The 12,860-nt window shown below is 50.4% G+C and carries 9 protein-coding genes; 4 read left to right on the forward strand and 5 right to left on the reverse strand.

Annotated elements, in window-relative coordinates; genetic code table 11:
- The first annotated feature begins 19 nt into the window (after nucleotides 1–19).
- Nucleotides 20–652, forward strand: a complete 633-nt coding sequence (locus B7982_RS12420; RefSeq protein WP_088661022.1) for an N-acetyltransferase — start codon at nucleotides 20–22, stop codon at nucleotides 650–652.
- Between the two features lie 15 nt (nucleotides 653–667).
- Here B7982_RS12420 and B7982_RS12425 read toward each other — a convergent pair whose 3' ends face one another.
- Complete coding sequence (locus tag B7982_RS12425) at nucleotides 668–2,653, reverse strand: ScpA family protein (protein WP_088661023.1); 1,986 nt, start codon at nucleotides 2,651–2,653, stop codon at nucleotides 668–670.
- Nucleotides 2,654–2,847: 194 nt separating this feature from the next.
- Complete coding sequence (glmS, locus tag B7982_RS12430; protein WP_088661024.1) at nucleotides 2,848–4,677, reverse strand: glutamine--fructose-6-phosphate transaminase (isomerizing); 1,830 nt, start codon at nucleotides 4,675–4,677, stop codon at nucleotides 2,848–2,850.
- A 129-nt stretch (nucleotides 4,678–4,806) separates the two neighbouring features.
- Between glmS and B7982_RS12435 the strand changes: the two genes are divergently transcribed.
- Both B7982_RS12435 and B7982_RS12440 read left to right on the forward strand, forming a co-directional pair.
- The gene (locus B7982_RS12435) at nucleotides 4,807–5,619 is read left to right on the forward strand and encodes an FKBP-type peptidyl-prolyl cis-trans isomerase (protein ID WP_088661025.1); all 813 of its coding nucleotides are present in this window, start codon (nucleotides 4,807–4,809) and stop codon (nucleotides 5,617–5,619) included.
- 92 nt (nucleotides 5,620–5,711) lie between these two features.
- The gene (locus B7982_RS12440; RefSeq protein ID WP_088661026.1) at nucleotides 5,712–7,019 is read left to right on the forward strand and encodes a M23 family metallopeptidase; all 1,308 of its coding nucleotides are present in this window, start codon (nucleotides 5,712–5,714) and stop codon (nucleotides 7,017–7,019) included.
- 21 nt (nucleotides 7,020–7,040) lie between these two features.
- On the opposite strand, the gene B7982_RS12445 is transcribed toward B7982_RS12440, so the two are convergent.
- The 3 genes from B7982_RS12445 to B7982_RS12455 all read right to left on the reverse strand — a co-directional run bounded on the left by B7982_RS12445 (nucleotide 7,041) and on the right by B7982_RS12455 (nucleotide 10,603).
- On the reverse strand, nucleotides 7,041–8,444 hold the full coding sequence (locus B7982_RS12445) for a S41 family peptidase (RefSeq protein WP_088661027.1): 1,404 nt from the start codon (nucleotides 8,442–8,444) through the stop codon (nucleotides 7,041–7,043).
- Nucleotides 8,393–9,730 (reverse strand): S41 family peptidase, encoded by a 1,338-nt coding sequence (locus B7982_RS12450; RefSeq protein WP_088661028.1) that lies wholly within the window; start codon nucleotides 9,728–9,730, stop codon nucleotides 8,393–8,395. Before B7982_RS12450 ends, B7982_RS12445 begins: the two co-directional genes overlap by 52 nt.
- A 120-nt stretch (nucleotides 9,731–9,850) precedes the next feature.
- Nucleotides 9,851–10,603 (reverse strand): leucine-rich repeat domain-containing protein, encoded by a 753-nt coding sequence (locus B7982_RS12455; RefSeq protein WP_088661029.1) that lies wholly within the window; start codon nucleotides 10,601–10,603, stop codon nucleotides 9,851–9,853.
- Nucleotides 10,604–10,856: 253 nt separating this feature from the next.
- On the opposite strand from B7982_RS12455, the gene B7982_RS12460 reads away from it, so the two are divergent.
- Nucleotides 10,857–12,749: an AIPR family protein gene (locus B7982_RS12460; RefSeq protein WP_088661030.1), complete on the forward strand. Its 1,893-nt coding sequence runs from the start codon at nucleotides 10,857–10,859 to the stop codon at nucleotides 12,747–12,749.
- Nucleotides 12,750–12,860: the final 111 nt, after the last annotated feature.

Consider the following 12,860-nt stretch of genomic DNA (forward strand, 5'->3'; position numbering starts at 1 on the left):
AATAGAACGGAGTTTTGTAATGGGAATCGAATTTGGAGTGTTGAAACGTGAAGAGCTAAGCGATGCTGTGGAACTTTCGTTTCGGGCCTATGAATACTATGAGTATTTTTTTAATTTTTTCCCGGATTTGGGCTTGAGGCATAAGGTGATACGGTCCGTTTTGTACGGAACGTGGCGTGCGGTTATGCAAAAGTCCCATTTCTTGACGGTAAAAATTGACGGGAAAATTGTAGGCTTGGCAGTGCTCGAAGATCCGCATTACAAGAAACCGTCGGATTTACAGTTCCTACTTCATGGCTGGTGGAATGTCTATTTTAGCGCAGGCATAAAACGTGTGAATGCTTGGGTTAATATGGATGAAACAGCAGGGACTCCATGTCATGATTACCAGCACAATGGCGAAAATATTTGGTATTGCAGTTCGTTGACAGTGGACCCGCCATATCAAGGAAAGGGTGTTGGTACACAGCTTGTTGCGTTTATGGAAGAATACATTCGTGAACATGGAGGTAAGCAACTGACTTTGTTCACAAACTCAGAGAAAAATCTTGCGTTCTATAAGAAGAATAATTTTGAGGTTTTTGATGAACGCGATATTGCTGTCCGAGATGGCTTGAAAATGAGAAGCTGGAGCGTTAAAAAATCGCTTTAGCGCTATCATGAAAAATTAATCTTTGCCAGCTCCGTAGACTACGGGGCCTTCTTCGTCATCATCATCGTCGCCATGCTCGGCGAGGTAAGCCTGGTATTCTTCGTCTGTCATTCCGCCTTCTTCATCTTCGGGCATGAAGGATTTGCGCTCGGACTTTTTCGCAGGCTTGTTTTCTGTTTGCTTTTCCAGATTCGTCGGAGATGCCGTGGACTTTGATTCTTCTTTGCGGCTTGCGCGAGCGCTGCGGTTCAAGTAGGCGATGTATTCCTCGTCTGTCATTTCGTTGCCGAAACTGTAAGAGGAATAACGGTCTTCTTCTGGTTCGGCCGAACCGTAAGAGGACGTGCTGCGCGAATCCGCGGAGATCGGCTGCGTGGCGCTTGTTTGTGCCTGCGTTGAGCTTGTAGTTGATTGCGCGGATGTTGCAGCGGATTGTGCGTTGTTAGACTGCGCGGAACTTGCGTTGTTGTAGAATGCTTGGGCCTTTTGCATAAAGGCGGCAAACTCTTCATCGCTCATCTGCTGGACAGACTGCTCGTTCAAACCTTGGAATGAACTTTCTGCACTGGAATCGTCCGAACTTTCGGTGGTCTCTTCCGTTACGGATTCTGCTTCACCGGATTCAATTTCATCTTCATCAAGATTTTCTTCTTCAAGTTCTTCGACGAGTTCATCTACCGGTTCGAATGTGTGGGCGCGTTCTTCGGAATCGTCATCGTCGTTAGCGCCGAATTCAGGAATTGAACTCTTGCTAAGTACTGGAGCTTCGTCCTCGCTAGCGGACATTTCTGCACTTTCCAAAGTTGCGGACTGCGCGGCTTCTTGAGCCGAAACTGCTTCCGTATTTTCGACCGGGGCCGCAGCGTTGTCATTTGCAGTAGCGGCATTTTGGCTCGGTGCGGTTTCTGCGTTTTCTGGAGTTGTGGGCTGTTGGGCGGTGTCTCCAGCGGGTGCGCTTGCTGCCTGCTGTGCACCTTCGGCGGCGTCCGCTTCCGCAATCATATCGGCAAACGGATTGTCCTGCACTTCGGAAATATCTTCGCGACCTTCGAGCATGGCATTGAGGTCTTCGTCCGTAACGTTCCTGCCACGCTCCGTCCAAAGGACGGCTTCGCGCATCGTAGCGGCAAGGTCGCCCACGCTCTTTTCCTTGGAACGCGCGATTGCCTGGCTGCGGATTGTTTCCACAAGCCCTGCCTTGACTTCGGGATCCTTGCTGAAGAACACGGTCTCGTGCGCCATTTCGTCGGCGTACTCGGGATTGTTCTTCTTGCGGTAAATCCAAATCGGTCCGAAAAGCTCACTCTGACGGAAAACGATATCGTCCGTCTTGATCATTTCGAGCATAGCCATGAACGTCACCGCCGCGACAATCGGGTGTGAATCGTTATCGAGCAAGTCTTCAAAAAGCGCACGTCCATGCACATTCAAGAAGTTGTTGATGGCCTGCTGACGGTCCTGAATGGTCACGTAGTCCAATTCAATATGGTGGATCGTCTCGGAAATCTTTGTCTTTAAGCTCTTTTGGTAAGCGCGGAAAAGCTGCCAGATGTTTGCATCGGCGAGCGTGTCGTCGTCGCTCTGCGTCTTTTCGAGGCGTCCACGGGAGTACGTTCCGAAGTTCTTCGCTTCCATTTCCTGGAGGCCACTGGCGACCTGCTTGAAACGCTGGTATTCCAACATTTCCTTCATGAGCTTTTCGCGGTCTTCGTTGTATTCCTCTTCCATCTCCGGATCGCGTTCTTCGGCCGGGAGCAACTCCTGCACCTTGAGCGCCATCAAGCGGCTTGCCATAAACAAGAAGTCGCCTGCCTTGGAAAGGTCTGTTTCGGAATATTCGTTCACCCACTTGAGAAAGTCGTCTGCGATTTCTGCAATGGGGATCTGGTCCAGCGTCATTTCCTTTTTCTGAACGAGATAGACAAGCAAATCCATCGGCCCGTTAAACGAACCGATTTTTACTTCGTAGTCTTCTTGCTCAAGAACTTCGGAATCAACCATTGTGTGGTAAATGTAGTAATTGAACGCGAGTTACTAGTTCTAAGTTCCTAGTTACTAGGGCGACTGCGTCGCAGTTAACAGTTCAAAGTTATCAGTTACTGAGATTGCTTTGCAACAATTTCAAGTTTGGAGTTGCTAGACATTTATTCTCTAGTAACTAATAACTAGTATCTAGTAACTGCGGCTTCGCCGCACTATTCCACCGTCACGCTCTTGGCGAGGTTTCTTGGCTGGTCCACGTCGTTTCCGCGCAACACGGCGATGTGGTAGGCGAGCAACTGGAGCGGGATGCAGGTGAGAATCGGCATGAGCATCGGGCGAGTCTTCGGGACCGTGATGATATGGTCGGCGATTTCGTCGAGCGGGTGGCAGTCTTCCGTCGTGACGGCGATGACCTTGCCGCCGCGAGCCTTGATTTCGCGGATGTTGCTGATGATCTTGTCGAAGAGCGAATCCTTCGGGGCAATGACCACGACCGGCATGTTTTCGTCGATGAGGGCAATCGGACCGTGCTTCATTTCTGCAGCGGGGTAGCCTTCAGCGTGGATGTAGCTGATTTCCTTGAGCTTCAAAGCACCTTCCATGGCGACCGGGTAGCAGAAGTGGCGACCGAGGTACAAGAAGTTGTTTGCCTTGCAGAGCGTCTTGGCAATTTCGGCGATGCTGTCGGAGAGCTTGAGCGTTTCCGTCACGAGGTCCGGAAGTTCCAAGAGGTCCTTCACGATGTCGGCGCCAGTTTCAAAGCTGAGTCTGCGCTGGCGGCCGAGCAAGAGGGCGATCATGGCGAGCACGGTCACCTGGCTTGTGAATGCCTTGGTGCTGGCCACGCCGATTTCCGGACCGGCGTGCAAGTAGACGCCGCCATCGCTTGTACGTGCAATTGTAGAGCCGACACCGTTACAGATGGCGAGTGCGGTCGCGCCTTTCTGCTGGGCTTCGCGGAGAGCGGCGAGCGTATCTGCCGTTTCACCAGACTGGCTGATGGCAATCACGAGAGTGCCCGGCTTGATAATCGGGTTTCTGTAGCGGAATTCCGAAGCGTATTCGACTTCGACCGGAACGCCAGCCAAGTCTTCGATCATGTATTCACCGACCATGCCTGCATAGTAGCTCGTGCCGCAGGCGGTGATGATGATGCGGTTGATGTTACGGAGTTCCTTGATGTTCGTGTCGAGGCCGGCGAGCTTGGCGTTACCTTCGGCGGTGAGCAAACGGCCGCGCATAGTATTGCGGAGCACTTCGGGCTGTTCGAAAATTTCCTTGAGCATGAAGTGCGGGAATCCGCCCTTGGCGACTGCGTCGGCGTCAAATTCCACGTCCTGGACTTCGCGCTGCACTTCGTGGCTGCTCATGTTCACGATGGAATAGCCGCCGTCCTTGATTTGGACAACGTCATTGTCATCGAGGTAAACAACTTTTTGCGTGTGGTTGATGATGGCGGAAACGTCACTCGCGAGGTAGAAATCGCCATCGTTTCCGATACCCAAAATGAGCGGACTTCCGCGGCGGGCGCCAATCAAGACGTTCGGTTCGTCACTGCAGACAACGCCAAGGCCAAAAGTACCTTCAATCTGCTTGAGAGCCTTGAGTACGGCGGACTTGAGGTCGCCATTGTAATAGCGGGCAATCAGGTGGGCTACGACTTCAGTATCGGTTTCAGACTTGAATTCGATGCCTTCAGAGATGAGCTTAGCCTTGAGGCTTGCATAGTTTTCGATGATGCCGTTGTGGACTATCGAAATCTTTCCATCATAGCTTGTGTGCGGGTGTGCGTTTGTTTCGGTGGGGGCACCATGGGTGGCCCAACGCGTGTGGGCGATACCGACAGAACCCTTGAGCGGAGTATTCTTGAGTTTGTCTTCGAGAGCCTTGATTTTACCGGAGGCACGGACGACTTTTATCTGGTTATTGTCGATAACGGCTACACCTGAGCTATCGTAGCCACGGTATTCCATTTTCTTGAGACCTTCGACGAGGACGGGTAATGCTTCACCTTTGCCGTTATATCCAATAATTCCGCACATAGTAATCCTGATATTATATATTTCTTGCGGAAAATATACTAAATGTAATGGTAAAAAGAAAATTATTGTAAGCTTTATGGGGATTGTTTTACTATTTTAAGAACGTCTATTTTTTCATAGAGGATAAACATGAAGACTAAAATGCTTATTGCAGCTGGCGCTCTTGCCATGCTTATGACCGGTTGTGAACCGTGCAAAACCGCATCTGCCGAAAAGACTTCGCTTGTGACCGAAAAGGACAAGTACAGCTACGCTCTCGGTGCTCATTTCGGTAACCAGGCACGCTTCCAGCTCGTGACTCGCGACTCCATCGATCTCGACCTCGACCTCTTCATCCAGGCTTTCAAGGAACGCTACAATAGCGATTCTGCAAAGTACTTGATGAACGACTCTGTCATCATGGAAACGCTCAACAAGCTTTCTGCTGACCGCCAGGCCGAAAAGATGAAAAAGGACAGCCTCGCTGCCGAAAAGAACAAGGCCGAAGGCGAAGCATTCCTCGCTCAGAACAAGACTGCTGAAGGCGTCGTGACTACGCAGAGCGGTCTCCAGTACAAGATTATTACCGAAGGTCAGGGGGCAACCCCGACGGACGAAGACAAGGTCAAGGTCCACTACACCGGTACGCTCCTCGATGGCACCAAGTTCGATAGCTCTGTCGATCGTGGCCAGCCGCTCGAATTCCCGGTCACTGCCGTTATCGCAGGTTGGACTGAAATGCTCAAGCTCATGAAGGTTGGCGAAAAGGTCACCGCATGGATCCCGAGCGACCTCGCTTACGGTCCGCGTGGCAACCGTGCTATCCCGGGCAACTCTGTCCTCAAGTTCGAAATGGAACTTTTGGAAGTGATTCCGCCTGCAAAGCCGGTCGAAGAACAGAAGCCTGCTGCAAAGCCGGCCAAGCCTGCTAAGGCTGCCAAGAAGGCTGCTGCTCAGCAGTAATCTTAAGCAATCCGCTTAATTTTAGATACCTCGCGCCCACCCGCGCGGGGTATTTTTTATCTTTGCTTTTGAAATTTTAAGAGCGGGTGCTTATGTCTAGAATCTTCTTTTTGTTGTGCGTTATTGCTATTGCACTTACCGGATGTAACGAACAGAAAAAAATCGATGCGCTGACGCAAGAAAATGCAAGGCTTGTCGCTGCGGCCGATTCCTTGAAGATTCTCATAGCAAAAGCTCAGGGCGAAACCTCGAAGTGGCTCGTGAAAAACGATACCGTTCGTGCGGGAGACGGCCTTTTCCAGGTGCTTTACCGCATGAACATCAACGAAAAGGAACGCGGCAAGATTGTGCTTGCCTTGCAGGACTCCGTTGAACTTGCAGCGCTTCGCGTGGGGCAAGTGTTCTATGCCGCTCTCGATACCGCAGGCGAAGTCCAGCGTTTCCGCTTTGCGCCGAACCCGGCAACGGTCCACATGTTGAGCAAGGTCGATTCCGGTTTTGCCTATAGCCGTATCGACAAACCTGTAACGATCCGTCAGTCCGTTTTCGAAGGCGCCCTGGAAAACGGGAGCACGCTGAGCGGCATCTTGCACAAGGTCGGCATTCCTGGCCGCATGGTGGGAGTCGTGAGCGCCGTTTTGCAGTGCAAGGTCTCTTTCCAGCTTGCACGCCCGGGTGACAAGTTCCGCATTTTGCTCGAAGAAAAGTTCTATCAGGATTCCATCTGGATTAGCGGCAAGGTGCTTTACGCTGAATTTAACGGTTACACGGTTGGTCATCATGAAGCTTTCCGCTACGAAGACCCGGATCCGAAGAGTACGTTTAATGCCCACTACACTGAAAAGGGCGAGGCTCTCATTTTCGAAGGTCTCCGCTACCCGCTCGACCGTTTGCATATCACAAGCCCCTATGGTGCGCGCATCCACCCGATTACGGGCCGTCGCACGGTGCATCACGGTATCGACTACGGTAGCCCCAAGGGTTCTCCGGTCTATGCGGTTGCTGCTGGTGTCGTGACGGTTTCGGGTTACGATGACTTGAGCGGTAACAAGATTGCGATTCGCCACAGGGACAATACCGAAAGCTGGTACATGCACCTCTCCGTGCGTGGCGTGAACGTCGGTGCGAAGGTTGCTCCGCGTCAAGTTATCGGTAAGGTGGGTTCTACTGGCCGCAGCACGGGCCCGCATTTGCATTTAGGCTTCAAGGATAATCGTGGCAACTGGATGAACCCGGCCAAGAAGACTATGATTGCTACGCCGAAGCTCGAAGGCAATCGTATGGCCCGCCTCAAAAAGCAAGTGGCCGATATCCGCAAGGAAATTGAACTTACGCTTGCATCGCCGGCCGTCAAGGTCAACGATACGGACGTCATGGTCCGTATGCGCGTGCTGAAGTAAGCGCGGTTTAGCCGCAGTTGCTTACCAAATAAATCTTCTATACTCTTCAGGTAAAAGGTAGAATCCTGGCATGGTGTCGGGTTCTACAGCTGCTTTGGCAAAATGTCCGGTGTTTACGGTTCCGTAGCCGGCGACTCGAATGTAATTTTGATCTTTGGCGAGTGCAAGCGCTTTTTCGAGTGCCAGGTCGTTATCGCTTATCGCAAAATCAGGTGCAATGCCGTATTTGTGATAAGTTGTTTTTTGTTTGTCTATAATTTTCATGGATGTGATTGAGACCAACGACATTGACGGGGTGAAGAATCGTGATTGTCCAATTCCTTTTCCGTAAGTGGTTGTCCCGATGACCGGATATTTCTTGTTTGTCGTGACGCTTGCAAGCATCAGTTCTGAGCAACTTGCGGTCTTTTCGTTTGCGAGGAATACAAAATAACGGTCCTTTGCGATTCCGTCGGTCTTGTTGAAGAAATATAATGTATCGATAACCTGTTTTTTATGGATTGTATCGGGGAGCGCCCTAATGACTCCTATCGCTGTGTCGTTCTTAGAAAGAAACTCTTGCGCCATGGGGATGCAATGGTCCATGTCTCCGCCGCCATTATTGCGCAAGTCAATAATGGTAGTTCTGTATTTTTCGGTTTCATGGAGGGCTTCGACAAATTCCGCGTATGTGCCGGAGTCGTTGGATGTATACGCCGTAAATTCCTTTATTTTAATGATGGGGATGGAATCCTCGAAGGTCGTTTCTACTGTTGGCGTGAGGTAGGATTCGATTTCGACTGGAATGGTTTGGGTGGTGGAGTCTCGTTTGATTGTGAAGGTGATGGTGTCGCCTTCGCTTGCGATAGAGAGCCTTTGGAAAACGATGTCATTTGTTATCGGAGTTCCCTCGATTTCCGTAATTTCGTCGCCCGCCTTAAGCCCTGCTTTGTCTGCAGGGGATTTCTTTATGACTTGCTTGATGACGTACTTTTGTTTAATGACCGTAGAATCCAGCGTGAATCCAGCATCGGTTTTGGGGTCAGATGTACTCCATGTGCTCATCAGGCCTACAGAACGTGCCGGATCTATGTAATATGTAAATGCGTCATTCATCATGGCGTACATATAGTAGATGTCGTGATAATCCCAGGGGTACCCGCTTTGAACCAGTAACTTGACTTGCTCTTTATCTAATTTGTCTATGTAGTCCTCGGGCTTGCCTAGGTACAGGTCTTTATTGATGTAGAGATAATACAACTGTGAGTAGTTGTATAAAAATTCCTTGGTATAGCTAGACGCTTTCAGTTCATTGGCTGAAGTCCCGCTGTCCGAAGAACAGGCGGTCGCACCCATGGCAAAACATGCAAGTGAAAAAGCCGAGATGGTGTAAATTAATGAATAGACTTTTCGAAAGCCTTTAGATAAAAGTCTGCATCGGCCCATATGACAGCTCCTTCTTCAGATTTTGAACCCGAATACTCTTTAACCCCTAGTGCGCGTTTGGCTAGAGATGCGTCCTGCGCAGGACTCTTGACGCCATAGAGCTCGTATGCCACTTGGGCAACGCAGTTTTCGGTAATGGTTCCAGAACAGTCGAACTTAGGCTGGATGCCTTTCTTGTGGTATGAGTTGCCCTTGGGTGTCAAAAATTCGAAATTGGTGATGGTGGCCATCCCGCCGGCGTAGGTAAAATAGGTTGTCTGCCCAACGCCTTTGCCGTATGTCTTGACGCCTGCATGCGGAATATCGGTTGTCTCTGTGACCGCTGCGGTAAAGATTTCGGCGGCGCTTGCGGTGCCTCCGTTTGTCAGGATGATAAATTTGCCCGATTCCCCGATATCGCCCGCTTTTGCATCGGTATGCGATTGTACGTAGATTGATTCTCCGTTGTCGTTTATGGCGCGTTGGCGCATGGTGGACATTGTTCCCTTGCTTACAAACAAATCGGCCATCTTGAGGCTTTGCATCACGAGCCCGCCGGGATTGTTTCTCAGGTCGAGAACGCGTACACGCTTGTCTGAGGTTGTTGAATCGAGGTAGCTTTTAAGTTCACCGAATGTCCCGAGCTTTCTGTTGGCGGTAGAGTCTTTAAAACCCTCGATAGAGACAAATATGATGCCCGGGTAGCCTTTTGCTGAATCTTCATATAGCGTATCGACAAAGACGGTCGGTGCGTAGACGGTTTCCTTTTCGAGCTTGAACAGGGTCGTATCGCCCTTGTAGGCGACGACTAGGTCTATGTTCTTGGTGTAACTTAAGACGGAATCGTAGGTGGCTTTGGCTTTTTCGCCCGTGAGGTCAATGTCGTTTACCTTGAGGATGTTTCCGTCTCTTGGAACTCCTGCTTGCCCTGCGGGGCTGATGGGGTAAACTCGGGCAATCTTGATGGGGTGCTCAAGAGTAAGATCGACGGTGTAGCGCATTCCGACGTCGCCACCGATGATTTTGCTTGTATTGATGATCGTCGATCGCTCTTCGCTCTTGGCGGGAGGTGTATATGAAGTGTAGGGGTCCTTGAGGAAGGAATAAAGCTGTTGTTGTATGGAATCGGAATCTCCGTCTTTGGGCAAGTCGGAGAGTCTCTCTTCGTACAAGAATACTTTCTGCAGGAGCCAGTAGTTGAATGCGTACTCAGATTCCGGTTCAGGTGTACTCTTGACCGGATGGATAAAGTCTGAGCATCCGAGCAGGCACAAAAGCGTCGCAGCTAGAATTATTCGGAGAGACATGACTTTATCCTTTGAATGTTGGAATTGTGATAGCTCCTAAAAAGGAGATTCCCGGTCTATGCCGGGAATGACAATCTTCTAGTAACTAAGGACTAGTGACTAGTAACTGCAGCGTAGCTGCTACTGGTCGATGCTCAGTCCCTTCTTGTCGAGGAGCACGCGCGGGATTCCACCTTCGAGCGGGTTTTCGATAACGGAGATGGTCTGGAGGCTTTCGCATTCGGCAAGGCTTTCTGGGAGGGTCGCAAGCTGGTTTGCGTCAAGCACGAGTTCGCGGAGGCTCTTCAGGTTGCTGAATTCCGACGGGATGGCGCCCAGGCGGTTACCGGAAATCATGAGGATTTCGAGGTTCTCGAGGTGCGAGAGCGTTGCCGGGATGGTCGTAAGTTCGTTGTTGTCGAGGTAGAGCTTCACGAGGCTCTTCATCTTGCCGATGGTCGGCGGAATTTCGGAGAGCATGTTGTCGTGGAGCGAGAGCTTGACCACCTTCTGCCAGTTGCCGACTTCGAGCGGCAGGTCCAGAAGCTGGTTTTTCGCGATGTTCACCGTCTGGAGGTTCACGAGCTTGCCCACGGATTCCGGAAGGTCCGAAAGGCTGTTATAACCGAGGTAAAGGTTTTCGAGCTTGGTGAGTTCGCCGATGGATTCCGGCAGTTCCATGAGGTCGTTTTCGCTCACGGAGAGGCTCTTCAGGTTCTTCAAAAGGCCGATGTCGTCAGGAATTTCGACGAGCAGGTTGCGGTCGAGGTTGAGTTCCTCAAGGGATTCAATTTCAAAAAGTTCCGGGGGCAGAAGACGCAGGCCTTTCTGGGAAAGGTCGAGAGTCTTTGCTTTTTCCTGTTTTGCTTTGGCGATAACGTCTAGTAAATTCATATAAAGCTCCTAATGTTTAAATCATAGCTTTTTTGTCCGAAAAAACGTAAAGTCGATAAAAAAAAATGTAAAAAATGAGATTTTTACACATTTGTGCACCGAATTTTTACTAGATTATTAAAAAAAATTAAATGTTTTATCTTTTTTGCACGCAAATATTATGATTTGAAACTATTTTTATGGTGCAAATTACGAATATTCCAATATATAATAATATTGTATATTGGTTTTCTGTGTAATTATTGAGGAAAAAATGGAACTAACAAAATCGCAGGAACGCCGCTTAGCATTTGTCGCTAGCCTCTTGAGCTTGAACCCTAACGACCCGAACGATAGAATTAAGGCACTCCGGCATCTGAACCTAGATGAAAATGGATGCTTCCACGGCTTCCAGTATTCACAGGGCTTTATGGAATTCTTCATCTTCCTGGACGAAGATACTCCGCTTGAAAAGGTCGTGGCTCACCTGAACGCCGATCTGAAGCAACTCCAGATTGCCGTGTTCCGTACTAGCGATCCGACAAATCCGTTCTTCCTCTCGCTTCGCGAAGAAGCTGACCCGTGGGCAGTCAACAAGATTTCTGACGATGAAACCGAAGAAGATGTCGATGCCCCGGCAAGCCGTCCGTACATGGAAACGCTCGAAATCACCGTGCTCCGCACTCGCGCAAGCCGCGACATCACGGACTCCGAACTCGAACGTACCCTCAAGGACATGCGCAGAAAGCTCACGCTCTGGAAGGCTGACGTCAAGGCAAAGCTCGAAATCATTGCCGAACATGACGACCTCACCCGCGACTTCCGCAGCGCAGACGACAAGCTTGAAATCGAGATGGACTCCGAACCGCTCCACCTCACATCTGATCACGGCGAGCTCTTCCTCGGCTTCTGCCCGATCCGCACGATTTTTGACTACCACGTTGCCCTTGGTAAGCGCCTCAAGACCAAGCACAACATGGCTATCGTCAGTTCCAACATTCGTACTTACCTCGGTAACCTCACTCATACGAACGCCGCTCTTATCGATGCCTTCCAGACCATGGAAAGGAATGACGACAAGAACGTGAACGTCGATGACTTCCCGTTCCTCCACAACGGTATGACCCTCACGGGTGATGACCTGCGCCTCAAGGAACGCGATGGCAAGAAGGTCCTCTTCATTGAACGCCCGAAGATCATCAACGGTGCTCAGTCCCTTTTCACGTACGAACAGTATGCCAAGAAGAGCAAGCACCCGGTGAACCCGCAGGTGCTCGTGAAGGTCGTTGTGCCGTACCAGGGCGCCGACAACTTCTTGAACCAGGTGACCATGGCTAACAACCGCCAGAACCCGGTGTTCAGCTACCATCTGCGTGCCGCTGACGACTTGCAGTTCTTCATTTGGCAGCGTTACCAGGAAGAAGGCTTTACCTACGTCTATAAGGACGGTGTCCGCCTCAAGGCCCGTACCCGTAAGCTCGAAGTCCGCATGCGCCCGGAACTTGCAAAGACCCTCTTCATGATGGATGGCAAGCTCAGCGAATGCCGCTCCAGCGACTGCATTTTCGATAAGGAAACGCTCTACCAGCGCTGCTTCGGTGCGTTTGTGCGCGTTGCCCCTGAAAAGGAAAAGGATTTTGTCCGTAAAACCATCGCCTTCACGAAGGCATGGCAGCTCCTTAGCCGTCTCCCGATCAAGATCCGCAAGGTTACTCCGGGTAAGGGCGTGTCTATCGAAGCTAACGACGATAACCCGCTGACCCGCATCACGTGGAATGGCCGCCTCGAAGATAAGTTCATCTTCCGCAGTGCCGTGAAGGACCTCGTGGTCGCTCTCGCTCTCCGTCACTGGCTCATCTACGGCAATCCGATCCAGGACTTCGAATGGCTCGTCGAAAACGAACTCAATTTCAATGATTCCATCCTCAAGTACGCCTCCCGCATCTACACGGATGACTTGAAGAACATCTTGATTTCTGAATTCAAGGACAACACGAACTACTACGATACCATCACGACGATCGACAAGGATTCTGGTGAATCTGTGGAACGTCGCTTGTGGAAGGGCTTCTCCAACACGGCTACTTACGACAAGATGATTGAACTCTTGTGCAAGAAGAATCCGGCTTGGGAAAAGTGCCGCGGTGGCATTGAAGTATTCCTCTAGTTTATCCTTTAATTAGGGCCTAGAATCCGATTTTGAAGCGTCCTCATAAAATGGGGACGTTTCTTTTTTTCTATGTTATCGGTGGTAATTTTGAACGTCCCGTTTTTGTAT

This window comes from Fibrobacter sp. UWB2 (genome assembly GCF_002210425.1).
Classification (GTDB): domain Bacteria; phylum Fibrobacterota; class Fibrobacteria; order Fibrobacterales; family Fibrobacteraceae; genus Fibrobacter; species Fibrobacter elongatus.

Bases quoted from the DNA above. Each gene is read 5' to 3' on its own strand.
- B7982_RS12420 (WP_088661022.1), top strand. From the start codon at position 20: ATGGGAATCGAATTTGGAGTGTTGAAACGTGAAGAGCTAAGCGATGCT.
- B7982_RS12425 (WP_088661023.1), bottom strand. From the start codon at position 2,653: ATGGTTGATTCCGAAGTTCTTGAGCAAGAAGACTACGAAGTAAAAATC.
- glmS (WP_088661024.1), bottom strand. From the start codon at position 4,677: ATGTGCGGAATTATTGGATATAACGGCAAAGGTGAAGCATTACCCGTC.
- B7982_RS12435 (WP_088661025.1), top strand. From the start codon at position 4,807: ATGAAGACTAAAATGCTTATTGCAGCTGGCGCTCTTGCCATGCTTATG.
- B7982_RS12440 (WP_088661026.1), top strand. From the start codon at position 5,712: ATGTCTAGAATCTTCTTTTTGTTGTGCGTTATTGCTATTGCACTTACC.
- B7982_RS12445 (WP_088661027.1), bottom strand. From the start codon at position 8,444: ATGGGCCGATGCAGACTTTTATCTAAAGGCTTTCGAAAAGTCTATTCA.
- B7982_RS12450 (WP_088661028.1), bottom strand. From the start codon at position 9,730: ATGTCTCTCCGAATAATTCTAGCTGCGACGCTTTTGTGCCTGCTCGGA.
- B7982_RS12455 (WP_088661029.1), bottom strand. From the start codon at position 10,603: ATGAATTTACTAGACGTTATCGCCAAAGCAAAACAGGAAAAAGCAAAG.
- B7982_RS12460 (WP_088661030.1), top strand. From the start codon at position 10,857: ATGGAACTAACAAAATCGCAGGAACGCCGCTTAGCATTTGTCGCTAGC.